Source organism: Micromonospora sp. NPDC049900 (assembly GCF_044461025.1).
In the GTDB taxonomy this organism is placed as follows: Bacteria; Actinomycetota; Actinomycetes; order Mycobacteriales; family Micromonosporaceae; genus Micromonospora.
On sequence record NZ_JBITKM010000006.1, the window covers coordinates 184,588 to 209,018 of the forward strand.

Here is a 24,431-nt window from a genome sequence, read left to right on the forward strand (position 1 = left end):
GGAATGCACCGCAGGACACCGTCGGCTCGCCGAGGACGGCTCAGGCGAGGAGTGCGACCGTGAGCTGGCTGCTGAGGGCGAGCGCGGCCAGCCCGGCCAGGACGCTACCGACGGCGTTGGCGATCGCGCGCAGCGGTGCGCCGGCCTCCGTCAGGCGGATCGTCTCGACGGAGAAGGTCGAGTAGGTGCTCAACGTCGCACAGAACCCGGGACCGATCAGGTGCTGCAGGGCCGGAGTCACGGCGGTCACGGTGCCGACGCCGGCCAGGACGCCGAGGCCGACGCAGGCGACGAGGTTGACGGTGAGGGTCCCCCACGGGAAGGCGGTGCCGAGCCGGGCCTGGACGGCGCGGTCGATCAGGAAACGCAGCGGCGCGCCGACGAGGGCACCGAGGATGACCATGAGCCAGTTCATCCGGCGGCTCCGTCGCCGGTGGCAACGAGCAGCCGGGTGAGCGTCGCCGCGCCCCACCCGGCGGCCAGCGCCGCGACCAGGGTGCCGCCGAGGTAGAGCAGCGCCGTGCCCGCCCGGCCGCCGCCGATCAGGTGCTGGCCGTCGAGGGCGTAGGTGGAGAACGTGGTGTAGCCGCCGAGTACGCCCGTGCCGAGGAAGGGCCGGACCAGCGGATGAGCGGCGCGCCGTTCGGTGATCAGGACCAGGAGCGCACCCATCACGGCGCAGCCGGTGATGTTGATCCAGAACGTCGTCCACGGGAACGTCCCGGGCGCGGTCGGAAACAGGACGCCTGCGCCGTAGCGGGCGCAGGCGCCGAGTACGCCGCCGGCCGCGATCGCGGCGAGGACCTCGATCTGTCGCGGCACCCGACCGGGCGGCCCCGGTGGGACGACGATGTCGGGATCGACCGGTTCGCGCAGCGGGCTGCGGGCTGGGTCGCGGTGTTCGTCATGCGGCACGGGCACGGGCTCCTACCTGGGCGGTCTCCACGCCCGGGTGTGGGCGTGCGCGAGGATCATCAGGTAGGGACCGTCGGTGACCGGGTGCGGCACGGTTCGGGTACGGCGGGCCCCACCGCCGTGCCGCCACCTCGAAGGGTGGCTGCCCGTCCAGGCTACCGCTCGGCACTGCCGGAACGGCTACCCGTCCGCGCCGCTCAGGCGCGCGGACGTCGCCTCGTGGTCATCCGTGCAGGTCCAGCGTGCCCCGGTCGAGGACCGGACGGCCTCGGCCGTCGACGGCCTGGAAGAGTGCGCCCACCGGGCGGCGCCACACCAGCACGGTGAGGGTGTCGCCGGGGAACAGCGGTGCGGTGAACCGGGCGCTGATCCGGCGTACCCGGTCGGGGTCGTTGTCGGCGGCGGTGCGCAGCAGGGTCCGGGCGGCGAAACCGAAGGTGCACAGCCCGTGCAGGACGGGGCCGCGAAGGCCGGCGGCGACGGCTACCGCCGGGTCGGAGTGCAGTGGGTTGCGGTCGCCGTTGAGGCGGTAGAGCAGCGCCTGGTCGGGGCGGGTGTGGTGGTCGGTGGTGTGGTCGGGGCGTTCCGCCGGTCGCTGCCAGGGGGTGCGCGGCGCGCGTGGGCCGTCGAAACCGCCGGCCCCGATGACGAACATGGTGCGCTCGACGGTGGCCAGGTGGACGCCGTCGGTGTCGTGGATCTCGGATCGGTGGTGGAACAGAGCGCCGCTGGTCTGGTCGTGGACGCCGGTGACGGTGGCGGTGACGCGGGCCCGGCCGGCGGGTGGCAAAGGCCGGTGCAGGGTCAGGGTCTCCCCGGCGTGCCGGACGACGGCCGGCTCGCCGAGGTACGGCGGATCGGCGGCGAGCAGGGTGGCGAAGCTCGGGAGTACGGCGTGTGGCTGCCCGGCGGTGTTCTCCGTGGTGTACCGGAGTTCGTCGGTGGGATCGGGCGTACCGGCGCCGACGCTGAGGGCGTAGTGGAGCGTGTCGGTCACGCTCCAGGTCCGCTCGGTCGTCGTCGGCGCGTGCCCGTGGGGGGAGACGAGTCCGTCCACGGCCGAATGTTCGCCACGTTGCGTGACGTTCTTTCCCTGGAGTGCTCTCGCCTGAGATTTCGGATTCGCCGCATCAAGTGGGTTGTTCAGGTACTTCATGGTCGCTATCTCCTCGGTACGCCGGCGAGCACGACGGGGCGTACGACGGCCTCTGGCTACTGTCTGTGGTTAGAGGCTCTCGCTTACGCCTCTTGACGTTGTAAAGCGCCTCACAGTAGCGTCCCATATTAAGAAACCAAGACCACAATATGAGCCGCTTAAGTCTGGGGAAGCCATGAGAATGCGCGTAACGGCTGCGGCCGCCGCCCTGCTGATGACCGTCGCCATGGCGGCGTGTTCCGAGAACCAGTCCTCTGGCGACTCCGGCGGCGACAGCGGCCCCACCCCCGCCGTCAACTTCGGCGTCGGCGTCGACCCGGCGTACTCCCCGATCTACCTCGCCGACCAGGAGAACCTCTTCGACCAGGCCGGGCTCGACGTGACCGTCACCCAGTACCAGGAGGGGACCGGCGGGCTCGACGCGATCCTGGCCAAGCAGGGCCAGGTCACCGCCAGCACCGAATCCAGCCTGCTCAACCGGGCGACCCGGGGCGACATCAAGGGGCTCGCGGTCTTCTCGCAGTCGCCCAGCTTCATCAAGCTCGTCGCCCGCTCCGGCATCACCGACGTCGCCGGCATCAAGAAGTACGGCGTCGTCCCCGGCACCGTGAACGAGTACGCCACCAACAAGGTCCTCGACAGCCGCAACATCGCCCGCGACACGGTCGAGTTCGTCAACGCCTCACCCGCCGAGATGCCGGCACTGCTGCAACGCGGCGACGTCGACGGCTACATCATGTGGGAGCCGTGGCCCTCGCGGGGCGTCGCCAACGGCGGCACCGTACTGCTGACCAGCGGCGAGATCGGGTACGTCTACAACCTCGTGATCGGCGTCGACGGCGCCTGGTACGAGGGCAACAAGGAGACGGCCAAGAAGGTCGTCGACACCATCGCCCAGGCCTGCGAGCAGCTCACCGCCGACCCCGCCAAGGCCGGCACCGTCACCGAGACCGCGATCAAGGTGCCCGCCGCCGAGGCACAGACCCTCCTCGAAGGCGTGCAGTGCCAGGTCCGTGACTTCACCGACGAGGACATCCAGCGCTACCACGAGATCGCCCAGTTCCAGCAGGACAGCAACATCGTCGGCCAGAAGGCCGACCCGGCGACCGTCATGATCAGGGGAGTGGCGTGAACCGTACCGGCTCCCCGGTGTCCGTGAGCGACGTCGACATCCGGTTCGGCGACTTCGTAGCGGTCCGCCAGGCGAACCTGGACATCGCCGCAGGGGAGTTCGTCTGCCTGCTCGGCCCCAGCGGCTGCGGCAAGTCGACACTGCTCAACGCGATCGCCGGATTCGTCACACCCGTCGGTGGGGAGGTGACCTGCGCGGGCGCGCGGGTCACCGGCCCCGACGTCTCCCGCGGCGTGGTGTTCCAGAGCGCCGAAGCGCTCTTCCCGTGGCTGACGGTCCAACAGAACGTGGACTTCGGCCCGCGCATGCGCGGCGTCGCCAAGGCCCAGCGGGCCACCGACGTCGACCGCTACCTGGCCATGGTCGGCCTCAGCCACAGCGCCGACCGGTTTCCCGGCCAACTCTCCGGCGGCATGCGCCAGCGCGCACAACTGGCCCGGGTGCTGGCCAACGAACCGTCGGTCGTGCTGATGGACGAACCCTTCGGCGCCCTGGACGCCCAGACCCGACTGGTCATGCAGGTCGAACTCGACCGGATCTGGCGGGAGACCGGCGCGACCATCGTGTTCGTCACGCACGATATCGGCGAGGCGATCCTGCTCGGCGACCGGATCGTCACCATGACCGCCGGCCCCTCGGCGGCCATCAAGAACGTGTACCCGTGCGACCTGCCCCGACCCCGCGACCTGACCGACCCGGCCAGCGCCGCACTCTTCCGCGAACTCCGCGAGGACATCGGCGCCGAGGTGGCCCGCACCCTGCGCGCCCAGGGCCTCGACGACGGACACGACGGTCGGCAGCGCCCGACACCCGACGGCGCCGACAGGAAGGCACGACGATGAGCGTGGACCTGCGCACGGTGCCGGAGAAGACCAGCCGCGACACGACCGGCCCGGCCCGCCGCCGCGCCAGCCGACCCCGGCTGACCCGGATCGGCTTGTCGGCCCTGTCGGTGCTGCTCGGCGTCGTCATCTGGGACCTGGTCAGCCGCAACTACACCGCCTTCTTCCTGCCCTCACCGCTGCTCACCTGGCGCGGCGCGGTCGAACTCATCCAGGACGGCACGCTGGCCAGTTCGATCAGCGCCTCGTCGACCCGGATCCTCACCGGCTGGGCGCTCGGCGTCGTCATCGGCGTACCGGTCGGGCTGCTGATGGGCTGCGTACCGTGGCTGCGGCTGATGCTGGACCCGTACATCCAGTTCTTCCGGTTCGTCCCGCCGATCGCCTTCGTCACCCTGGCGATCATCTGGCTCGGACCAGGCGAGGCGTCGAAGATCGCGCTGATCTTCTACACCACCGTCTTCATCGTCGCGCTCAACACCCTGGCCGGCGTCCTGTCCGTCGACGAACTCCGCCTGCGCGCCGCCCGCGCGCTCGGCGCCAACGCGGTACGCACCCTGGCCTCGGTGGTCCTGCCGTCGACCGTGCCACACGTGGTGACCGGCGCCCGGCTGGCCATGGGCAACTCCTTCCTGACGATCGTCTCCGCCGAGATCGTCGCGGCACAGAGCGGCCTCGGATCGCTCATCTGGACCGCCCGCAACTACGCCAAGACCGAGTGGGTCTTCGTCGGCATCATCACCCTCGGCCTGCTCGGCTACGTCTTCGACTGGATCCTTCGGTCCGTCACCAGCAGGACCCTGCGCCGGTACGGCGTCACGTTCTGACCCGCCCGCCCCTGACGGCGCGCCGCTGCCGGCCGCCGGAGCCCGCGCGCCCACCACTATCGAAAGGCTCGCCATGCTGTGCATCGGCGTCGACATCGGTGGCACCTTCACCGACGTCATCGTGTACGAGCCGGCCACCGCCCGGCTCGCCGAGGCCAAGACCCTGTCCACGCCCGACGACCCGGCCGCGGCCATCTTCGAGGGACTGGCCAAGCTCGGCGTACGCCTCGACGAGGTCGACCGCTTCGTCCACGGCACCACCCGGGTCACCAACGCGCTGCTGGAAGGCTCCGGCGAGCCGGTCAGCGTGGTCGCCACCGAGGGCTTCCGCGACGTCCTGGAGATGGGTCTCGGCCACCGGCCGCAGCTCTACAGCGTCAAGGAGGCGGGACGCCCCCCGCTGACCCCCCGTCGCCTGCGGCACGTCCTGCCCGAGCGCATCGGCGCCGACGGCAGCGTCGTGCGGCCACTGGACACCGCCGCCCTCGACAGCGTGCTGGACCGGGTGGCCGCTGCCGGACCGAAGGCCGTGGCCGTCTGTCTGCTGCACTCCTACCGCAACCCGGCCCACGAGCGGGCCGCCGCCGCCCGCCTCGCCGAACGCTATCCCGACCTGGTCTGCACCATCTCCTCCGACGTGGTGCCGGAACAGGGCGAGTACGAGCGCTTCGCCACCACCGTGCTCAACGCCAGCGTCCGCTCCACCGTCTCCGACTACCTGCGCGGGCTCGGCGACACCCTCGCCACCGGCGGCTACGCCCACCCGCTGTCGATCATGACCAGCAGCGGCGGCGTCGTGTCCACCGAGGAGGCCGGCCGGCTGCCGATCAACCTGGCCCTGTCCGGCCCGGCCGGCGGCGTCGCCGCCAGCGTCCACGTCGCCGGCCTGGCCGGCTACCCGAACGTGATCACCTGCGACATCGGCGGCACCAGCACCGACGTCTGCCTGATCAAGAACGGCACCCCGTTGATGACCAACGACGGGACGATCGCCGGCTACCCGAACCGCACCTTCCAGGTGGAGATCAACACGATCGGTGCCGGTGGCGGCTCGATCGCCTGGCGCGACCTCGGCGGCGAACTCCGCATCGGCCCCCGCAGCGCCGGCTCCACCCCCGGCCCCGCCGCCTACGGCCGGGGCGGCACCGAGCCGACGACCACCGACGCCCACCTGCTCGTCGGCCACCTCGACCCCGAGGAGAGCCTCGGTGGCGAGGTACGCCTCGACGTCGCCGCCGCCCGCACGGCCATGCACCGCCTGGCCACCGAGTTCGGCCTCGACGACCTGGAACTGGCACACGGCATCCTCACCATCGCCACCGCCAAGATGACCAGCGCGATCAAGGAGATCTCGGTCGCCTGCGGCCACGACCCCCGCGACTTCGTGCTGATGCCCTTCGGCGGCGCCGGCCCCATGCACGCCACCGTGCTCGCCGACGACCTGGGCATCCGCCGGGTCCTCGTGCCACCGGTACCGGGCAACTTCTCCGCCCTCGGCTTCGTCACCGCCCAGGCCCGGCACGACTACGTCCGCACCGTGCTGGTGCCGGCCGACGAGAGCGGACTCGGCGCGGTCCGCGCCGTGGTGGCCGAACTGCGCGACACCGCGCGGGCCCAACTCAAGGCCGAGGACGGCGTCGAACCCGACCAGGTCACCTTCGGCCTGTCGGTGGGCATGCGGTTCCGGGGTCAGTCCTTCGACCTCGCCGTCCCCGTCGAGGAGCTACCGGCCACGGCCGAGGACCTGGTCGCGGCCTTCCACGCCGCCTACGCCGACCGGTACGCCTACGCCCGCTCCGGACACCCGGCCGAGATCGTCAACTGCCGGCTGACCGCCTACGGCCCCCGACCCGCCGTACGGTTCGCACCCCCGGCCGGCACCACCCCGCAGCCCGCACCGACCCGCGTCTACGGCGCGCACGGCTGGGTCGACGCCACCGTCCACCGCCGCACCGACCTGGCTCCCGGCCGCACGGTGCCCGGTCCGGCCGTCATCCGGGAGAGCGGCAGCACGACCGTGGTCGGCGCCGGGTGGACCGCGACCGTCGACGACCACGGAAACCTGCTGCTCGTCAAGGAGTGATCCGGTGATCAACGCCCTCGACGCCACCGTCCTGGACCACGCCGCCCAGCACCCGGACCGCCCCCTGTACGCCTTCGACCAGGACCGGCCGGTGTCGGCGGGGGAGTTCGCCGACCTCGCCGGGCGGCGGGCGGCCACGCTGGCCGCGCTCGACGTCGGCCGGGGCGACCGGATCGCGGTGTGGGCCGAGAACAGCCTCGACTGGCTGGTCCTGCTGGCCGCCGCGGCATGGCGGGGCGCCGCCCTGGTGGCCCTGCATCCGGGGCTGAGCACCCCGGAGCTGACCACGGCTCTGGCCCGCAGCCGTCCCCGCCGACTCTTCGTCGCCCGTCGCCTCCGCGACCGCGACGGCGCCGCCACCGCCGCGCAGGCGCTCGCCGCGCTGCCCGGCTCGGCCCGCCCCTACGGCTGGCACGTCCTCGGCGACAACCTGGCCGGGATCGGCGACGGCGCCGTGCCCGCCCCCGCCGGACACCCGGACGCCACCCTGAACATCCAGTTCACCTCCGGCTCGACCGGCCCGCCGAAGATGGTCGCGCTCAGCGCCCGCAACCTGATCGCCAACGCGCGGTGGACGGCCGACGCCGCCGGACTCGGCGCCACCGACCGGATCGCCTCACCGTTGCCCCTGGCCCACGCGGCCGGGCTCAGCAGCGGTGCCGTGCTGGCCCTGGTCACCGGGGCGCTGTGGGTGTCGGTGAGCCGCTTCCGCACCGAACCGGTGCTCACCCAGATCGCCCGGCACCGGTGCACCGTGCTCCAGGCCGTCCCGACGATGGCCACGATGCTCGCCGACACCGTGGAGGCCGCGCCGGACCGCTTCGACCTGTCGTCGCTGCGGGTCGGCTTCCTCGGCGGCGCGCCGTGCGCGCCGGCGCTGCTCGCCCGCACCCGGCGGGTACTCGGCCTGGACCGCATCGCCGTGATCTACGGGCAGACCGAGGCTGGCCCGACGATCAGCGTCGACCCCGGCGACGGGAGCTGCGGCAGTCCCGGCGACACCGTCGGACGGATCGTCGCGGACCTGGACGCCGTCGTCGTCACCCCCGGCACCCGCACCGAACTGCCCGCCGGCCGCCCCGGTGAGCTGCTGGTCCGGGGCGAGTCGGTGACCGTCGGGTACGTCGACGACCCGGCCGCCACCGAGGCCGCGATCACCACCGACGGCTGGCTGCGCACCGGCGACCTGGGCGCGCTGGACAGCGACCGGGTCCTCACCCTCACCGGCCGGGTCAAGGAGCTGATCATCCGGGGCGGCGAGAACATCAGCCCGGCTGAGGTGGAGGCCGCCCTGCTCGACGACCCGACCGTCGCCCAGGTGTGCGTACTCGGCCTGCCGTCACCGCGCTGGGGCGAAGAGGTCGCCGCCCTCGTCGTCGCCGCCCCGGACACCACCCCCGACCCCGACCGGCTCACCGGGGCGGCCGCCGCCCGACTCGCCCGACACAAGGTGCCGACGCTGATCCGTACGGTCCCCGACCTGCCGTTGCTGCCGTCCGGCAAGGTCGACCGACGCGCCGCGCTCGCCCTGCTCACCGGTGAGGAGCAACGCTGATGCAGCTCGGCTCGTGCTTCCTGGACTCGTTGACCGTCACCAGCTTCTTCGGCAACGCCGAGATGCGTGGCGTCTTCAACGACCGCCAACTCATGCAGTCCTGGCTCGACGTCGAAGCGGCCCTGGCCCGCGCACAGGCCGGCCTCGGCGTCATCCCCTCGTCCGCAGCCCAGGCGATCACCGACGCGGCCCGGCTCGACCGGCTGGACACCGCGGTGCTCGCCGCCGACGCCGCCGACACCGTGCACCCGCTCGTGCCGCTGGTCCGGGCGCTGACCGCCGCCTGCCAGGGCGACGCCGGCCGTTACGTCCACCTCGGCGCCACCACCCAGGACGTGATGGACACCGGATTCGTGCTGCGCGCCCGGGCCGGCCTGGCCATCGTCTCCCGCCAGGTCGACGAACTGGTCCGCATCCTGCGCCGGCTGGCGCTGCGACACCGCACCACCCCGATGGCCGCCCGCACCCACGGCCAGCAGGCGCTGCCGACCACGTTCGGCCTGCGCTGCGCGGTGTGGCAGAGCGAGCTGCAACGACACCGCACCCGCCTGGCCCAGATGCGCGAACGACTGCTGGTGACCAGCATGGGCGGCGCCGCCGGCACCATGGCCGGCTACGGTCCGCAGGCGTTCGCCCTGGAACGGGCCGTGGCCGACGAACTCGGTCTCGGCGTCGCCGACACCCCGTGGCACGCCACCTCGGACCGGTTCGCCGAGTGCCTGATGGTCCTCGGACTAGTCGCCTCCAGCGCCGAGAAACTGGCCCGGGAGATCTATTTCCTCGGGCGTACCGAAGTCGGCGAGGCCCACGAACCGCAGCGCGCCACCCAGGTCGGCAGCAGCACCATGCCGCACAAACGCAACCCGATCCGCTGCGAGGCGGTGATCGCCGCCGCCGGCACGCTGCGCGCCCAGGTGCCGCTGGCGATGCAGACCATGGTGGCGCAGGACGACCGCGACATGGGCGTCGGCATGACTCTGTGGAAACTGCTGCCGGAGTGCTTCATCCTCATCGGCGGTGCCCTGGAACGGCTGGTCGAGGTCTTCGGCGACCTCGGCGTCGATCCGGACCGGATGCGCGCCAACCTCGACCTCACCGGTGGGCTGGTGCTCTCCGAGGCGATCATGCTCCGCCTCGCCGACCCGCTGGGCCGGGAGCAGGCCCACCACCTGGTGATGCGGATCGTCCGCGACAGCCTGGAGCAGAACCGGCCGTTCGTCGAGGTGCTGCGCGCCGACCCGCAGGTGGCCGCCGCCCTGCCCGGCCCGGAACTGGCCGGGCTGCTCGACCCGCTGTCGTACGTCGGCCACGCCGCCGTGCTCGTCGACCGAGCCCTCCTGACCTCGGAGTCACCATGACCACTGATCAGTCCGTCCTGCTGCACCGCTCCGGCCGGTTGGCCCGGGTGACCCTGCACCGACCGCTGCGGCGCAACAGCTTCGACCTCGACATGCTCGGCCGCTTCGAGGACGTGCTGCACGAACTCGGCCGCGACCGCACGGTGGAGGTGGTGGTGCTCACCGGCGAGGGCACGGCGTTCTGCGCCGGCACCGACCTGCGCGAGCTGGCCGACCTCGACCCCGAGACCACCATGCACGTCCAGCGGCGCACCGCCGACCTGGTCGAACGCTGGTACCGACTGGACCAGACCACGGTCGCCGCCTTCAACGGCCCGGCCATCGGCTCGGGCGCCATCATCGGGCTCGCCAGCGACCTGCGGGTGGCCGCCGACAGCGCCTTCTTCACCTTCCCCGAGGTGACCTACGGCATCCCGCTGACCTGGAGCGGCATGGCGATCCTCGCCGACCTCGTCGGCGCCGACCTGGCCAAGCGTTGGCTGCTGCTCGGCGAGCGGGTCGAACCCGCTGAACTGCTCGACCTGCGCCTGGTCACCCGGGTGGTCGCCGCCGACGACCTGCCCGCCGCCGTGGACGCGATCACCGACCGGCTGCTGGCCACCTCGGTGGTCGGCCGCACGATGACCAAACGTGCCGCCCGGCTGGCCGGTCCCCGCTTCGACGCGGCGGCCAACGACTCCTTCCTCGGCGCGCTGAGCGTGGCGTTGCGCCCGCCCGGCGGCTACCTCGACGGGGACGCGCGGTGAGGGTGTTCGAGGCGATCGCCGACGCCGTCGTGGCGCACGGCGTCGACACCGTCTTCGGTCTGCTCGGCGACGCCAACATGTACCTGGTCGCCGACCTGGTCGAGCGGCACGGCGTCCGGTTCGTCGCGGCCCGCAACGAGAACGCCGCCGTGATGATGGCCGACGGGTACGCCCGCACCACCGGCCGCTGCGGCGTCGCCACCGTCACCCAGGGGCCGGGACTGGCGGTCGCCGGGGCGGCGCTGACCATCGCCCGGCAGGCCCGCACCCCGCTGGTCCTGCTCGCCGGCGACACTCCGCCCGGCGACCCGCTGCACGTGCAGCACTTCGACCAGCAGCCGTACGCGCTGGCCACGGCGGGCACGTTCGTCCCGGTGCACACCGCCGGCACCGCGATGCGCGACGTCGGGCTGGCGTTCCGGGCCGCCCGCGAGCTGACCGGCCCGGTGGTGCTGAACATGCCGATCGACCTGGCCGACGCGCAGGTCCCGCAGCACCCGCCCGCCCCGGCGCCGATGGTGTTCCGCGCACCCCGACCACTCGCGCCGGACCCCGCCGACGTCGACGCGCTGGCCCACCGGATCCGCACGGCGCACCGCCCGGTGCTGCTCGCCGGCCGGGGCGCCGAACCGGCGGCGGCCGCGATCCGGGACCTCGCCGACCGTGGCGGAGCCCTGCTCGCCACCACGCTGATGGCCGCCGGTCTGTTCCGTGGGCACCCGTACGACCTCGGGGTGGCCGGTGGGCTGTCCCGGCCGCTGACCCGGCGGACCCTGGCCGAGGCGGACCTGGTGGTCACGTTCGGGGCCGGACTCAACCGGTGGACCGCCGACCACGGTGCGCTCTTCCCGGACGCGGTGCTGGTCGCGGTGGACGTCGACCCGGCCGCGATCGGGGCCCGCTGGCCGGTGTCGGCCGGGGTGCTGGGCGACGTGGGGGAGACGGCGCAGGCGGTGTCGGCGGTGCTGACGCCGGTACGCCGACCGGACTGGCGCAGCACGGACCTGGCTGCCGAACTGGCGGGTGCCGACCCGTTCGCCGGCCTGGACATCGAGTCCCGGCCCGGCCGCATCGACCCTCGGGCCTTCATCCGGATCTGTGCCGAACGCCTGCCCCGCGAGCGGACCACGGTGGTCGGCGTCGGTCACTTCGGCGGCTGGCCCAACCTGCTGCTGGACTCGGCCGCCACCGACCGGTCCTTCCTCGCCCCGTGGGAGTTCGGCAGCATCGGCGTCGGACTGCCGTTCGCGGTGGGCGCCGCCGTGGGCCGCCCCGACCGGCCGGTGGTCGCGTTCGAGGGCGACGGCAGCCTGCTCACCGGTCTGGGGGAGCTGGACACCCTGGCCCGGGTCGGCGCACCGGTGCTGCTGGTGCTCCTCGACGACGCCGCGTACGGCGCGGAGGTCCGCAAACTCGCCCCGCGTGGGGTCGACCCCGAGCTGGCCCGTTTCCCCGAGCGGGACCTCGCAGCCGTGGCCCGCGCACTCGGGGTGCCGGCGTGGACGGTCACCGACGAGGCGGGTGCGCGGGCGGCCTTCGACGAGGTGCTGCCGTTGGCCGGGCCGGCCCTGCTCCACGTACGGATCCGCCCGGACGTCGTGCAGGAGAAGTTTTGACCGGGTCAGTCGCCCCAGACGTCGCCGAAGCCGTACCCGAGTTGCCGGGACAGCTCGTCGGCGGTGCGGCGGGCCGCTTCGGCCAGCTGCGTCACCCGGGCCTCGTCGAGGCGGAAGATCGGGCCGGAGACGCTGATGGCGCCGGTGACCCGGCCGTGGCGGTCGCGCACCGGCGCGGCCACGACCCGCAGTCCCTCCTCGCTCTCCTGGTCGTTGAGCGCCCAGCCCTGCTCCCGGACGGTCGCCATCCGGGACACGAACGTGTCCAGGTCGGTGATCGTGTGGGCGGTCAGCGCGGTGAACGGTGCGTCGGCCAGGGTGGCGCGCAGCGTGGCGTCGTCCCGGTCGATCAGCAGGGCCTTGCCGGCGGCGCTGCACCACAGCGGGATGCGTCGGCCGAGCCGGGAGACGAGCTGCAGGTTGCGGGTGCCCTGCACGACGTGGATGGAGATCGCGTCGAGGTCCTCCAGGACCGACAGGTTGACGCTCTCGCCCTCCTCCTCGGCCAGCCGGTGCACCAGGGGACGGGCGAGGGTGTGCAGGTCCAGGCCGGCGAGGTAGCGCGCGCCGAGCTCGAAGACGGTGACCCCGAGCCGGTAGTTGCCGTTGTCCTCGTTGCGGTGCAGGAAGCCGGCGTCGGCCAGGGCGCGGAACAGTCGGCTGGCGGTCGACTTGTGTAGGCCGAGTTCGCGGCTGACGTCGCTGACCTTGCGTTCGGCCTCGGTGCCACGGAAGGCGAGCAGCACGCTCAGGGCGCGGTCGAGCGCCTGGGTGCCGGACTCCCGGGGCGTCGGCCCGTCGTCCGGGCTGGTGTCAGTGGCGTACGACATCTTGCTTCCCACCTTCTCGGTTGCTAGGTTTCATAATATAACCCTAGGACCACATTATGGTCCAGTGCGTTATGGTCCACCCCAGATGGCCCACCCACGGTGGCCCACCCCAGATGGTCCGTTCTCCCACCATCGGGATCGAGCCGGAACCAGTGAGGCATCCGCATGACTGTGAACCCGATCGACCTGGAAGTCGTCACCGAAGGTCTCATCTCGATCGTCCGGGAGATGCGACAAACGATCTTCCGCACCGCGCACTCGCCGGTGATCGCCGACGCACAGGACTTCTCCTGCGCCCTGTTCGACCCCCAGGGACAGATGGTCGCCCAGGGCCGGGACATGCCCGGCCACGTCATCGCCATGCCGGCCTCGGTCGCCGAGATCTTCGCCGACTTCGCCGACGAGATGCGCCCCGGTGACCTCTACATCGTCAACGACCCCTACCGAGGCGGCAGCCACCTCAACGACGTCACCCTGATCAGCCCGGTCTTCGTCGACGGAGAACTCTTCCTCTTCCCCTGCGTCCGCATGCACTGGGCCGACATCGGCGGCATGACCCCGGGCAGCGTCTCCGGCCAGGCCACCGAGATCCTCCAGGAAGGGCTGCGGATCCCCCCGATCAGGCTCATCGAGCAGGGGCGACCCAACCGGGCCGCGTTCGACATCGTCTTCGCCAACGTCCGGATGGCCGAGGAACGCCGGGGCGACCTCGAATCCAGCATCGCCGCCTGCCACACCGCCGAACGGCGCCTGCGTGAACTCGTCGCCCGGCACGGCACCGACCTGATCCTGGAATCCGTCGCCGCCAACATGGACCGCACCGAGCACCGCCTGCGCACCATGATCCAGGCCCTGCCCGACGGCACCTACCGCTACGAGGACTACCTCGACCTCTACACCGACGGACAGTACGACGCGGCCATCGTCCGCTGCGCGCTCACCGTCGACGGCGACGAGATCGAGGCCGACTTCCGCGGCTCGTCGACCCAGGTCGCCGCCGTGGTCAACTCCTCGCGGGCGATGACCGTCGCCGGCGTCTTCATCGCCGTCAAATCGGCCCTGGACCCCGGCGGCCTGGTCAACCACGGTGCCTTCCGGCCGCTGCGGGTGCACACCGAGCCGGGCACCGTCGTGCACGTCAGCTACCCGGCCCCGGCCAACGCCCACAGCGAGGTCCGCAAACGCGTCATCTCGGCCGTGATGGCCGCACTCAGCCAGGTGGCACCCGACCTCATCGCCGCCGACCAGTTCGGCACCACCTTCCAGAACCTCATCGGTGGCGTCGACGAACACACCGGCCGGCCATACCTCTACTACGACTACCCGGCCGGCGGCAACGGCGGGTTCCTCGAATCCGACGGTCCCAGCGCCATGAACCCCGTCGACCTCGGCGACATCTCCACCATCCAGTCCGTCGAACGGCTGGAGACCGAGATCCCGATCCTCGTCGAGTCCTGCGAGCTGCGCACCGGCTCCAGCGGCGACGGCGCACGCCGAGGCGGACTCGGCAGCCGCCGCGAGACCCGTCTGCTGGCCAGCGGGGGCGCGTACTCGGTGCAGACCGACCGGACCACCGTCCCGCCGTACGGTCTGCGACACGGCGGCCCCGGCGCGCCCACCGTGACCCACATCCGACGGTCCGACGGCGAACGCGTCGACTTCGCCACCCCCGGCAAGGTCGCCGGCTTCCCAATGCGCACCGGAGACCTGCTGGTGATGGAGTCCGCCGGCGGCGGCGGCTGGGGCGACCCGCTGGACCGGCTGCCCGAGCACGTCGCCGACGACATCACCCAGGAGTACCTGACCGCCGCCGAGGCACGACAGCGCTACGGCGTCGAACTCGACGCCGACGGCCGGGTCGACCCCACCGCGACCGCCGCCACCCGGCAACGGCTCCGCGACCAGCGACGCTGGCTGCGGACCACCGTCACCACCCAGCCGGCCTACACCGGCCAGCGCGGCCAGCGACGCCTGGCCTACGTCGCCCCCGACAGCGGCCTGGCCGAGGACACCCTCGTCGAGGTCCACGGCGGACATCCCGCCCCGCTGCGGGCCTGGATCCGACACGACACCGCACTGGCCGCCGACGAACTCGCCCTCGACGACGACGGGCTGCAGATCCTCGGCACCGCCCCACACGACCGCTCCCACGTGCGGGTACTGCGCGGGGAAGGACGCTCATGAGCAAGGTCTTCCGAGTGCCGGTCGCACCGGCCCGGGGCGGTGCCACCACCGCCCCACGCACCCCGCCACCGACCACCGCGACGCGGCGGTGCGGCATCGTCGCCGGCTGCCTCAGCCCGCACCCACCCCACCTGATCTACGCCGAGAACCCACCACAGAACGAACCACGCTCCACCGGCGGCTGGGAGACGCTGCGCTGGGCGTACGAGCGCCTGCGCACACGCATCCGCGAGGTCCACAAGCCCGACGTGCTCATCGTGCACGCCCCGCACTGGATCACGATGGTCGGTCACCACGTCAACTGTGTACCGAACCCGCGCGGCACCTCCGTCGAACCGATCTTCCCGCACCTGTTCCGTTACCACTACGACTTCCGCACCGACGTCGAACTCGGCGAGGCCATCGCCGAGGAGGCCAACGGACTCGGCCTGGTCACCCGCACCCTGCACGACCCGCGCGTCCGCGTCGACTACGCCACCATCGGCGCCCTGCACCTGGCCAACCCGGCCTGGGACATCCCCGTGGTCTCCCTCTCGGCCAACAACAACCCGTACTTCTACTCCGACGCCTCCCTGGAGGAGATGGAGGTCCTCGGCGAAGCCACCCGACGGGCCGTCGAAGCCACCGGCCGCCGCGCCGTCCTGCTCGCCTCCAACTCGCTGTCGCACCTGCACTGGCACGAGGAACCGGAGCTGCCCGAGGACATGGAACGGGAGCACCCCTACAACAACCACCAGTACCGCTGGGACATGAAGCTGCTCGAAGCGATCCGACGCGGACCGACCGCACCGCTGCGCGAACTCATCCCCGAACACATCGAGGCCACCGCCAGCGAGACCAAGGCCGGCAGCCTCACCTGGATGCTCGCCGCGATGGGCTGGCCCAAGGTGGCGGGCGACGTCCTCGGCTACGGCACGATCATCGGCACCGGCAACGCGGTCGTCGAATGGGTACCCGAGGGGGACCACCATGGCTGACCGGACCGGAGTCGTCGCCGGCGCGCTGCTGCCCGGCATGCCGCACCTGCTCGCCGAACACGCCGCACCGAGCTGGTCGGCACTGGCCGACGCCGCCCGCGACGTGGGCGCCCGGCTGCGCCGACTCGAACCCGACGTGGTGCTGCTGCTGTCCACCCAGTGGTTCACCGTGCTGGGCCACCAGTTCCAGTGCAACCCCAACCCGCGCGGCCGGCACGTCGACGAGAACTGGTACGCCTACGACTACGGCCTGCTCGACTACGACCTCCGCTTCGACGTCGACTTCACCGAACGCTGGGCCGCCCGGGTCCAGTCCGACGGACTCCAGGCCCGACGGACCCGCTACGACGGATTCCCGATCGACACCGGCACCATCGTCACCTCCGCACTGCTCGACCCGGAGCGGAAGCTGCGCTGGGCACAGGTCTCCTGCAACCTCTACGCCGACGCCGACACCCTCGCCACCGTCGGACGCGCCGGTGCCACCGCCGCCCGCGACGCCGGACTGCGCGCCGCCGTCGTCGTGGTGACCGGGATGTCCTCCGGGCTCATCCAACAGTGGATCGAGCCCGCCCAGGACCACATCGGCGCACCCGCCCACGAGCAGTGGAACACCCGGATCCTCGACCTGCTCACCGCCGGCAAGATCGACGAAGCCCTCAGCGTGCGCGAGGAGTTCGCCCGGCAGGCCCAGGCCGACAGCCAGTTCCGGGCCTTGGCCTTCGCCGCCGGCGCCAGGGCGAGCACCGGCCCGGCACACCTGCACGCCTACGGCCCCATCTGGGGCACCGGCGGCGCCGTCCTGTCCTGGAACATGCCAGACCACCACTAGAGGAGAGAGCATGCGGAACACAGCCGTGGGCTTCGTCGAAGCCGAAGGCTTCACCCCCATCTTCGACGCCGTCGACGCGATGGTGAAGGCCACCGAGGTCGAGGTGACCAAGGTCGTCCGGCTCGGCGGCGGCATCATCGCCGTCGCCGTCCGCGGTGACCTCGCCACCGTGGAGGAGGCCGTCGACATCGGCGAGGAGACCGCCCGGGCCAAGAGCCGCTCGGTGCGCTCGATCGTTTTCGCCAGCCCCTGCGACGCCGTCAGCGCGCTGGCGGCCGACCCCCAACTCGTCGGCAACTGACAGCCGGTAAGGAGATCCAGACATGTCCTCCGACATCGCCATCGGCATCGTCGAGACCCGCGGCGTCGTCGCCCTCTCCGCGGGCATCGAAGCCATGATCAAGACCGCCGACGTACGCTGCGTCGGCGTCGAACGAGTCACCAGCGGCTACCTCGCCGTCGCCGTACGCGGCACCCTCGCCGCCGTACGTCAGGCGGTCGCCGCCGGCGAGGCCGCCATCCGCGCCCACGGCGACCTGCGCAGCTCGCAGGTCTACCCGAAACCGCACCCGACCACCGCCGCCCTGCTCGACAACCCCGAGACGGCCCGGATCCGCGAGGTCATGGCCGGCCTGCGCGGGGAAGCCTGATGGTGCTCGGCGAGGTCGTCGGCAAGGTGTGGGCGGACCGCATCCTGCCCTCGTTGCAGGGCCGACGCCTCGTCCGGGTCCGGGTCCGGCCCGACGGCGCCGAACTGGTCGCCGTCGACCCGCTCAACGTCGGCGTCGGCACCACCGTGCTGGTCGTCACCGACGAGGCAGCCGCCTCGGTCACCGGTGAGTCCACCGTCGACGCCGCCGTGGTCGCCCTGGTCGCCGATCCCGGCACCGCCGAAACCCCCGACCCCGCGCCCACCACGCCCTGACCGAAAGGCACGCCTGTGATGACCGACGGGCTCTGGTCCCCGAGTCTGCTCGCCGGCCGACCGGCCGGCGAGCCGACCGTCCTGCCGAACTTCGTCGACGGCGTGTTCGACACGTCCGGCCGGCACATCGCCAAGGTCTCCCCGGTCACCGGCGAGACCATCCGCCACGTCGCCGAGGCCGACCGATCCACGGTGGACGCCGCGGTGGCCGCCGCACGCTCGGCGCTGCGCGGACCCTGGGGACGCATGGGGGAGCGGGAGCGGGCCGCGGTGCTCTACCGGGTCGCCGACGAACTGGAACGCCGCTTCGACGACCTGGTGGCGGCGGAGGTCGGCGACACCGGCAAGTCCATTTCACAGGCCCGCACCCTGGACATCCCCCGTGGCGCGGCGAACTTCCGCGCGTTCGCCGAGATCGTGTCGACCACCCCGACGGAGTCCTTCACGACCCCGACCCCCACCGGCGGCCGAGCCCTGAACTACGCCGTACGCAAACCGGTCGGCGTGGTCGCCGTGATCGTGCCCTGGAACCTGCCCCTGCTGCTGCTGACCTGGAAGGTCGCACCGGCCCTCGCCTGCGGCAACACCGTGGTGGTCAAACCCTCCGAGGAGACACCGTCGTCGGCGACACTGCTGGCCGAGGTGATGGCGGCGGCCGGAGTGCCCGACGGCGTCTTCAACGTCGTACACGGCTTCGGACCGAACTCGGCAGGGGAGTTCCTGACCCAGCACCCGGACGTCGACGCGATCACCTTCACCGGCGAGTCGGCCACCGGACAGACGATCATGCGGGCGGCGGCCGACGGCGTGAAGGCGGTCTCCTTCGAACTGGGCGGCAAGAACGCCGGCCTGGTCTTCGCCGACGCCGACCTCGACGCCGCGATCGAGGGCTCGGTGCGTTCCTCGTTCACCAACGGCGGCCAGGTGTGCCTCTGCACCGAACGACTGCTCGTGCAGCGACCGGTCTTCGACGAGTTCGTGACCCGGCTGGCCGCCCGCGCCGACGAGCTGACCTTCGGCTGGCCCGCCGACGAGGCGACGGCGAACATGCCGCTGATCTCCCACGCCCACCAGGACAAGGTGCTGGGCTACTACGACCTGGCCCGCACCGAGGGCGCCACCGTGCTCGCCGGCGGCGACATACCGACCTTCGCCGACGCCCGCGACGGCGGCGCCTACGTCCGGCCGACCGTCCTGACCGGCCTGGGGCCCGACGCCCGCGTCAACCGGGAGGAGGTCTTCGGCCCGGTCTGCCACGTGGCGCCGTTCGACGACGAGGACGAGGCGTTCGACCTGGCCAACGACAGCGACTACGGCCTGGCCGCCACCGTCTGGACCCGGGACGTGGGCCGCGCCCACCGGGCCGGCACGCGCCTGGAGACCGGCATCGTGTGGGTCAACACGTGGTTCCTGCGGGACCTGCGCACCCCGTTCGGCGGAGCCAAGGCCTCCGGCGTCGGCCGGGAGGGCGGCGTCCACTCCCTGAACTTCTACTCCGAGCTGACCAACGTCTGTGTGGACCTGTCATGAGTGATGTCGCCCGGGCCGCCCGAGTGCTGCGGACCGCCTACGAGACACGTACCCCCGTCGCGCCGCTGCGCGGCGACCTTCTCCCGGTCGGCGACGTCGACGCCGCGTACCAGGTGCAACAGGCACAGGTCGCGCAGTGGGAGGCGGCGGGCCGCCGCCGGGTCGGCGCGAAGATCGGCCTGACGTCGGCCGCCGTCCAGCAGGCCTTCGGGGTCTACCAGCCCGACTTCGGGATGCTCTTCGCCGACATGGCGGTCCCGGACGGCACCGAGATCGACGTCGGTCGGCTGCTGCAACCCCGGGTGGAGGCCGAGGTCGCGTTCGTGCTCGGTGCCGACCTGCCGTTCCCGCAGGTGACACCCGCCGACGTGATCCGGGCCACCGACCACGTCCTGCCCGCCATCGAGATCGTCGACTCCCGGATCACCGGCTGGGACATCTCCATCGTGGACACCGTCGCCGACAACGCCTCCTCCGGACTGTTCGTGCTCGGCAACCAGCCCCGCTCGCTGGCGGACGTCGACCTCCGACTGGCCGGGATGGTGCTCGAACACGCCGGTGAACCGGTGTCGGTCGGGGCGGGCGCCGCCTGCCTCGGCAACCCCGTCCACGCGGTCGCCTGGCTCGCGCAGACCCTGGCCGGCACGGGTACGCCGCTGGCCGCCGGGGACATCGTGCTGTCCGGCGCACTCGGACCGATGGTGCCGGTCACCCCCGGCGCGACGTACGAGGCGCGGATCTCCGGCCTGGGCTCGGTCCGGGCCTGCTTCAGCCCGGGGAAGTCGGCATGAGCACCGGAGTGGCCGTGATCGGGCCGGGGAACATCGGCACCGACCTGATGATCAAAGTGTTGCGCCTGTCGGAGTCGCTGCGGATGACGGCGATGGTCGGCGTCGACCCGGACTCCGACGGCCTCGCCAGAGCCCGCCGGCTCGGCGTGGCCACCACCGCCGACGGGATCGACGGGCTGCTGACGATGCCGGAGTTCGCCGACGTCGGGGTCGTCTTCGACGCCACGTCGGCCGGATCGCACCGCCGCCACGCCGCGCTGCTGCGCGAGCACGGCCGCCTGGTGGTGGACCTGACCCCGGCCGCCGTCGGCCCGTACGTGGTGCCGCCGGTCAACCTCGACGAGCACCTCGACGAGCCGAACGTCAACATGGTGACCTGCGGCGGGCAGGCGACCGTCCCGATCGTCGCCGCCGTCGGCCAGGTGACACCCGTGCACTACGCGGAGATCGTCGCCTCGATCGCCTCCCGGTCGGCGGGCCCGGGCACCCGGGCCAACATCGACGAGTTCACCGAGACCACGGCACGGGCGATCGAGGTCGTCGGCGGCGCCCGTCGCGGCAAGGCGATCATCGTGCTGAACCCGGCGGAACCACCGATGATGATGCGCGACACCGTCTACTGCCTCTGCCCCGACCGGGACGTCGACCGGGCCGCCGTCGCGGCGTCGATCGAGACCATGGTCGCCACCGTCGCCGGATACGTGCCCGGCTACCGGCTGAAACAACGCGTGCAGTTCGACCACGTCGACACGTACGTGCCCGCGCTGGGCACCCGGTTCACCGGCGTCCAGGTGTCGGTGTTCCTGGAGGTCTCCGGCGCCGGGCACTACCTGCCCGCGTACGCCGGCAACCTCGACATCATGACCTCTGCCGCACTCCGCACGGCGGAACGGATGGTCGCACCCCGCGCCGACCGGAAGGTGCCGGCATGACCAGGCTCTATCTCCAGGACGTGACACTGCGCGACGGCATGCACGCCGTACGGCACCAGTTCACCGTCGACCAGGTCCGCGCGATCGCCGCCGCCCTCGACGCGGCCGGGGTCGCGGCGATCGAGGTCGCCCACGGCGACGGACTGGCCGGTTCGAGCGTCAACTACGGGCACGGCGCCGCGTCCGACGCGGACTGGATCGCCGCGGCGGCCGAGGCGGTCACCACCGCGAGACTGACCACCCTCCTGCTGCCCGGCATCGGCACCATCGCCGACCTCAAGGCCGCCCGCGACCTGGGCGTGACCAGCGTACGGATCGCCACGCACTGCACCGAGGCGGACATCTCCGCCCAACACATCGGATGGGCCCGCGACAACGGCATGGACGTGTCCGGGTTCCTGATGATGGCGCACATGAACGACCCGGCGGCACTGGCGGCGCAGGCGAAACTGATGGAGTCCTACGGCGCGCACTGCGTCTACGTCACCGACTCCGGCGGTCGGCTGCTGACCCGGGACGTCGCCGAACGCGTCGACGCGTACCGCCAGGTCCTCGACCCGGCCACGCAGGTCGGCATCCACGCGCACCACAACCTGTCCCTCGGCGTGGCCAACAGCGTCGCCGCCGTGGAGCACGGCACCACCCGGGTCGACGCCTCCCTGGCCGGGCACGGCGCCGGCGCCGGCAACGCACCCCTGGAGGTGTTCGCGGCCGTCGCCGAACTCCACGGCTGGGACCACGGCTGCGACGTGTTCGCGCTGATGGACGCTGCCGACGACCTGGTCCGGCCGTTGCAGGACCGGCCGGTCCGGGTCGACCGGGAAACGCTGAGCCTGGGCTACGCGGGGGTCTACTCCAGCTTCCTGCGTCATGCCGAGCGGGCCTCGCAGCGCTACGGGATCGACGTCCGCTCGATCCTCGTCGAACTGGGTCGCCGCCGCATGGTCGGCGGACAGGAGGACATGATCGTCGACGTCGCCCTCGACCTGGTCGCCGCCACCGACCGGACCACCGCGACCGGAGGAAGCCGATGAGCACCACCGACCACCTCGCCCGACGCCTCGACGCCGCGGCGACCAGCCGTACCGCCATCCCGCAGCTCGGCACCGACACCGCGCTGGACGTACCCACCGCCTACCGGGTGCAGCAGGCCGTGGTCGATCACCGGCTCTCGCGCGGTGAACGTCCCGTCGGACTGAAGCTCGGGCTGACCAGCCGGGCCAAGATGGCGCAGATGGGCGTCGACGAGGTCATCTGGGGTCGGCTCACCGACGCCATGCACATTCCCGACGGCGGCACGCTCCGACTGGCCGCCCACATCCACCCCAAGGTCGAACCGGAGGTCGCCTTCCTCGTCCACGGTGGTGCGATCACGGCGGTCGCGCCGGCCCTCGAGGTGATCGACTCGCGGTACGTCGACTTCCGCTTCACCCTGCCCGAGGTCATCGCCGACAACACCTCCGCGAGCGGCTTCGTCCTCGGCGCCTGGCAACCGCTGCCGGACGGGATCGACAACCTCGGCGTACTGCTGGAGGTGGACGGGCGACCCGTGCAGATCGGATCCACGGCCGCGATCCTCGGCGACCCCCGCCGGGCGCTCGCCGAAGCGGTCCGGCTCGCCGCCGCCAGCGGTGTGGACCTGGCCAACGGCGTGATCCTGCTCGCCGGTGCGGCCACCGCCGCCGTGCCGCTGCGGGCCGGATCCCACGTCCGGGTCACCGTCGACACGCTCGGCACCGCGTCCCTGCGGGTCGCGTCGTGACCCCACACAACGAGAACGGCGCCCGACGCGACCGTCGGCCCGACGGTGTGGTGCCCGGCATGGCCACGCCGCGCGGCCGCTTCCCGCACGTCAAGGTCGTCGGCGACCTGATCTTCGTCTCGGGTACGTCGAGCCGTCGGCCGGACAACACGATCGTCGGCGCCGCAGCGGACCCGATGGGCGTCACCGACCTCGACATCCGCGCGCAGACCCGCGCCGTCATCGACAACATCCGCGACATCCTGCACTCCGTCGGGGCCGACCTCGACGACCTCGTCCAGCTCACCACCTACCTGGTCAACATGAACGACTTCGGCGGCTACAACGAGGTCTACGCCGAGTACTTCGACGAGACCGGGCCCACCCGCACCACCGTGGCCGTGCACCAGCTGCCCCATCCGCACCTGCTCATCGAGATCCAGGCGGTGGCCCGACGGCCGTCCTGACCTCGACCCGGGTGGGTGACCTCGTCGGGCTTGCCGGGCCGGCCGTCCGCAGCCGGCCCGGCACCCGAGCGGTCAGGTGAGGGCGCGGCGGGCCCAGGTGCGGAAGTCCGTGGTGGGCAGGCCGAGTGCCTGGGCGATCTCCGGTCGAGCGGGGGTGCCGTTCTCGTTGATCTGCTCGACGACCTTGACCATGAACGGCGGCAGGCCGCGCGTGACCGCTTCCTGCGGGGTGAGGACCGGCGCGGTGACGGTCCGGCCGGTGACCTCGCTGAGGATCGCGGCGACCTCGGTCATGGTCCGCATGTCACCGGCGAGTTCCACCTCCTTACCGTCCAGCGTGCCCGATCCGGTGAAGGCGGTCGCCGCAGCCGCACCGATGTCGTCGACGGCGATCCAGGCGATGCGGGTGTCCGCGGCGAAGCCGGTGACGATGGTGCCGCTGGACCAGTCGCCGAACAGGAAGGACTTCTCCAGCAGGTTCTCCATGAAGGTCGCGGGCTTGAGGACGGTCCAGCGGGCGAATCCGCTGCTGCGGACCGCTTCGTCGATTGCTGCCTTGCTCTCCCAGTAGTGCCGGTCCCAGCGGCCCTCGGCCCAGCCCGGCTGGTTGCGGTGGAAGTCACCGGCACCGGCGACGCTGCTGTGGACGAACTGCGGCACCCCGGCCCTGCGGGCGGCCTCGACGAGGTGCCGCCCTCGGCGCAGCTCGGCATCGCCCTGCAGATCGGTGAGATCCGGGAAGGGGATGGAGAAGACGCCGTCCGCTCCGCGCGCTGCGGCGAGGAGCGAGGCGGGATCGTCCAGGTCGCCCCGGACCAGTTCGGCTCCTCGGTCGCGGAGGGCGAGTGCGGCCGCGCTGGTGGTGTCGCGGACCAGGGCGCGTACCGCGACGCCCCGGTCGAGCAGTGCCCGGGCGGTGGATCCGCCCTGCTTGCCGGTGGCGCCGATGACAAGGACGGCCATGTCTCCTCCTCGGAACAAGTGGGGTGGCA

The 24,431-nt window shown here is 72.1% G+C and carries 25 protein-coding genes; 20 read left to right on the top strand and 5 right to left on the bottom strand.

The window, feature by feature from the left end; translation table 11 throughout:
- Positions 1–40: 40 nt before the first annotated feature.
- The 3 genes from crcB to ACIBMZ_RS16345 form a co-directional block, all read right to left on the bottom strand.
- Positions 41–415, bottom strand: a complete 375-nt coding sequence (crcB, locus tag ACIBMZ_RS16335) for a fluoride efflux transporter CrcB (RefSeq protein ID WP_396694443.1) — start codon at positions 413–415, stop codon at positions 41–43.
- Complete coding sequence (locus ACIBMZ_RS16340; RefSeq protein ID WP_396694445.1) at positions 412–915, bottom strand: fluoride efflux transporter FluC; 504 nt, start codon at positions 913–915, stop codon at positions 412–414. The genes crcB and ACIBMZ_RS16340 overlap by 4 nt, the downstream gene beginning before the upstream one ends.
- Positions 916–1,138: 223 nt before the next feature.
- Complete coding sequence (locus ACIBMZ_RS16345; protein ID WP_396694447.1) at positions 1,139–1,972, bottom strand: MaoC/PaaZ C-terminal domain-containing protein; 834 nt, start codon at positions 1,970–1,972, stop codon at positions 1,139–1,141.
- Between the two features lie 274 nt (positions 1,973–2,246).
- Between ACIBMZ_RS16345 and ACIBMZ_RS16350 the strand changes: the two genes are divergently transcribed.
- The 8 genes from ACIBMZ_RS16350 (at position 2,247) to ACIBMZ_RS16385 (ending at position 12,230) form a co-directional block, all read left to right on the top strand.
- The gene (locus ACIBMZ_RS16350) at positions 2,247–3,203 is read left to right on the top strand and encodes an ABC transporter substrate-binding protein (protein ID WP_396694449.1); all 957 of its coding nucleotides are present in this window, start codon (positions 2,247–2,249) and stop codon (positions 3,201–3,203) included.
- Positions 3,204–3,220: 17 nt separating this feature from the next.
- Positions 3,221–4,045: an ABC transporter ATP-binding protein gene (locus ACIBMZ_RS16355; RefSeq protein WP_396694451.1), complete on the top strand. Its 825-nt coding sequence runs from the start codon at positions 3,221–3,223 to the stop codon at positions 4,043–4,045.
- Positions 4,042–4,872: an ABC transporter permease gene (locus ACIBMZ_RS16360; protein WP_396694453.1), complete on the top strand. Its 831-nt coding sequence runs from the start codon at positions 4,042–4,044 to the stop codon at positions 4,870–4,872. Before ACIBMZ_RS16355 ends, ACIBMZ_RS16360 begins: the two co-directional genes overlap by 4 nt.
- Positions 4,873–4,945: 73 nt before the next feature.
- The gene (locus tag ACIBMZ_RS16365; protein WP_396694455.1) at positions 4,946–6,955 is read left to right on the top strand and encodes a hydantoinase/oxoprolinase family protein; all 2,010 of its coding nucleotides are present in this window, start codon (positions 4,946–4,948) and stop codon (positions 6,953–6,955) included.
- Between the two features lie 4 nt (positions 6,956–6,959).
- Positions 6,960–8,510, top strand: a complete 1,551-nt coding sequence (locus tag ACIBMZ_RS16370; RefSeq protein WP_396694457.1) for a class I adenylate-forming enzyme family protein — start codon at positions 6,960–6,962, stop codon at positions 8,508–8,510.
- On the top strand, positions 8,510–9,868 hold the full coding sequence (purB, locus tag ACIBMZ_RS16375; RefSeq protein ID WP_396694459.1) for an adenylosuccinate lyase: 1,359 nt from the start codon (positions 8,510–8,512) through the stop codon (positions 9,866–9,868). Before ACIBMZ_RS16370 ends, purB begins: the two co-directional genes overlap by 1 nt.
- On the top strand, positions 9,865–10,614 hold the full coding sequence (locus tag ACIBMZ_RS16380) for an enoyl-CoA hydratase/isomerase family protein (protein ID WP_396694461.1): 750 nt from the start codon (positions 9,865–9,867) through the stop codon (positions 10,612–10,614). The genes purB and ACIBMZ_RS16380 overlap by 4 nt, the downstream gene beginning before the upstream one ends.
- A complete protein-coding gene (locus ACIBMZ_RS16385; protein ID WP_396694464.1) occupies positions 10,611–12,230 on the top strand; it encodes a thiamine pyrophosphate-binding protein in 1,620 nt (539 codons plus the stop codon). Before ACIBMZ_RS16380 ends, ACIBMZ_RS16385 begins: the two co-directional genes overlap by 4 nt.
- Positions 12,231–12,235: 5 nt before the next feature.
- Here the strand turns inward: ACIBMZ_RS16385 and ACIBMZ_RS16390 are convergent, their stop codons facing one another.
- Positions 12,236–13,060 carry an IclR family transcriptional regulator gene (locus tag ACIBMZ_RS16390; protein WP_396694466.1) on the bottom strand — a complete coding sequence of 275 codons (825 nt, stop codon included), beginning with the start codon at positions 13,058–13,060 and terminating at the stop codon, positions 12,236–12,238.
- Between the two features lie 165 nt (positions 13,061–13,225).
- Here ACIBMZ_RS16390 and ACIBMZ_RS16395 point away from each other — a divergent pair, with 165 nt between their 5' ends.
- The 12 genes from ACIBMZ_RS16395 to ACIBMZ_RS16450 are packed head-to-tail and all read left to right on the top strand — an operon-like array spanning position 13,226 to position 23,439.
- A complete protein-coding gene (locus ACIBMZ_RS16395; protein WP_396694468.1) occupies positions 13,226–15,244 on the top strand; it encodes a hydantoinase B/oxoprolinase family protein in 2,019 nt (672 codons plus the stop codon).
- Entirely contained in the window at positions 15,241–16,221 is a 981-nt protein-coding gene (locus tag ACIBMZ_RS16400) for a tRNA U-34 5-methylaminomethyl-2-thiouridine biosynthesis protein (protein ID WP_396694470.1), read from the top strand. The genes ACIBMZ_RS16395 and ACIBMZ_RS16400 overlap by 4 nt, the downstream gene beginning before the upstream one ends.
- Positions 16,214–17,053: a 2-amino-5-chlorophenol 1,6-dioxygenase subunit alpha gene (locus ACIBMZ_RS16405; protein ID WP_396694472.1), complete on the top strand. Its 840-nt coding sequence runs from the start codon at positions 16,214–16,216 to the stop codon at positions 17,051–17,053. Before ACIBMZ_RS16400 ends, ACIBMZ_RS16405 begins: the two co-directional genes overlap by 8 nt.
- Before the next feature lie 10 nt (positions 17,054–17,063).
- The gene (locus ACIBMZ_RS16410; RefSeq protein WP_117230022.1) at positions 17,064–17,354 is read left to right on the top strand and encodes a BMC domain-containing protein; all 291 of its coding nucleotides are present in this window, start codon (positions 17,064–17,066) and stop codon (positions 17,352–17,354) included.
- A 22-nt stretch (positions 17,355–17,376) separates the two neighbouring features.
- Positions 17,377–17,703, top strand: coding sequence for a BMC domain-containing protein (locus ACIBMZ_RS16415; protein ID WP_396694474.1), 327 nt, complete (start codon positions 17,377–17,379; stop codon positions 17,701–17,703).
- Positions 17,703–17,978, top strand: coding sequence for a EutN/CcmL family microcompartment protein (locus ACIBMZ_RS16420; protein ID WP_396694476.1), 276 nt, complete (start codon positions 17,703–17,705; stop codon positions 17,976–17,978). Before ACIBMZ_RS16415 ends, ACIBMZ_RS16420 begins: the two co-directional genes overlap by 1 nt.
- Positions 17,979–17,996: 18 nt before the next feature.
- Positions 17,997–19,508, top strand: coding sequence for a 2-hydroxymuconic semialdehyde dehydrogenase (locus tag ACIBMZ_RS16425; protein ID WP_396694478.1), 1,512 nt, complete (start codon positions 17,997–17,999; stop codon positions 19,506–19,508).
- Positions 19,505–20,299, top strand: a complete 795-nt coding sequence (locus tag ACIBMZ_RS16430) for a 2-keto-4-pentenoate hydratase (protein WP_396694480.1) — start codon at positions 19,505–19,507, stop codon at positions 20,297–20,299. The genes ACIBMZ_RS16425 and ACIBMZ_RS16430 overlap by 4 nt, the downstream gene beginning before the upstream one ends.
- Positions 20,296–21,231 carry an acetaldehyde dehydrogenase (acetylating) gene (locus ACIBMZ_RS16435; RefSeq protein ID WP_396694482.1) on the top strand — a complete coding sequence of 312 codons (936 nt, stop codon included), beginning with the start codon at positions 20,296–20,298 and terminating at the stop codon, positions 21,229–21,231. Before ACIBMZ_RS16430 ends, ACIBMZ_RS16435 begins: the two co-directional genes overlap by 4 nt.
- A complete protein-coding gene (gene dmpG / locus ACIBMZ_RS16440; protein ID WP_396694484.1) occupies positions 21,228–22,265 on the top strand; it encodes a 4-hydroxy-2-oxovalerate aldolase in 1,038 nt (345 codons plus the stop codon). The genes ACIBMZ_RS16435 and dmpG overlap by 4 nt, the downstream gene beginning before the upstream one ends.
- On the top strand, positions 22,262–22,993 hold the full coding sequence (locus tag ACIBMZ_RS16445; RefSeq protein WP_396694486.1) for a 2-keto-4-pentenoate hydratase: 732 nt from the start codon (positions 22,262–22,264) through the stop codon (positions 22,991–22,993). Before dmpG ends, ACIBMZ_RS16445 begins: the two co-directional genes overlap by 4 nt.
- A 59-nt stretch (positions 22,994–23,052) precedes the next feature.
- Complete coding sequence (locus ACIBMZ_RS16450; RefSeq protein WP_396694797.1) at positions 23,053–23,439, top strand: RidA family protein; 387 nt, start codon at positions 23,053–23,055, stop codon at positions 23,437–23,439.
- Between the two features lie 72 nt (positions 23,440–23,511).
- Here the strand turns inward: ACIBMZ_RS16450 and ACIBMZ_RS16455 are convergent, their stop codons facing one another.
- Positions 23,512–24,402 carry an NmrA/HSCARG family protein gene (locus ACIBMZ_RS16455; protein WP_396694488.1) on the bottom strand — a complete coding sequence of 297 codons (891 nt, stop codon included), beginning with the start codon at positions 24,400–24,402 and terminating at the stop codon, positions 23,512–23,514.
- Positions 24,403–24,431: the final 29 nt, after the last annotated feature.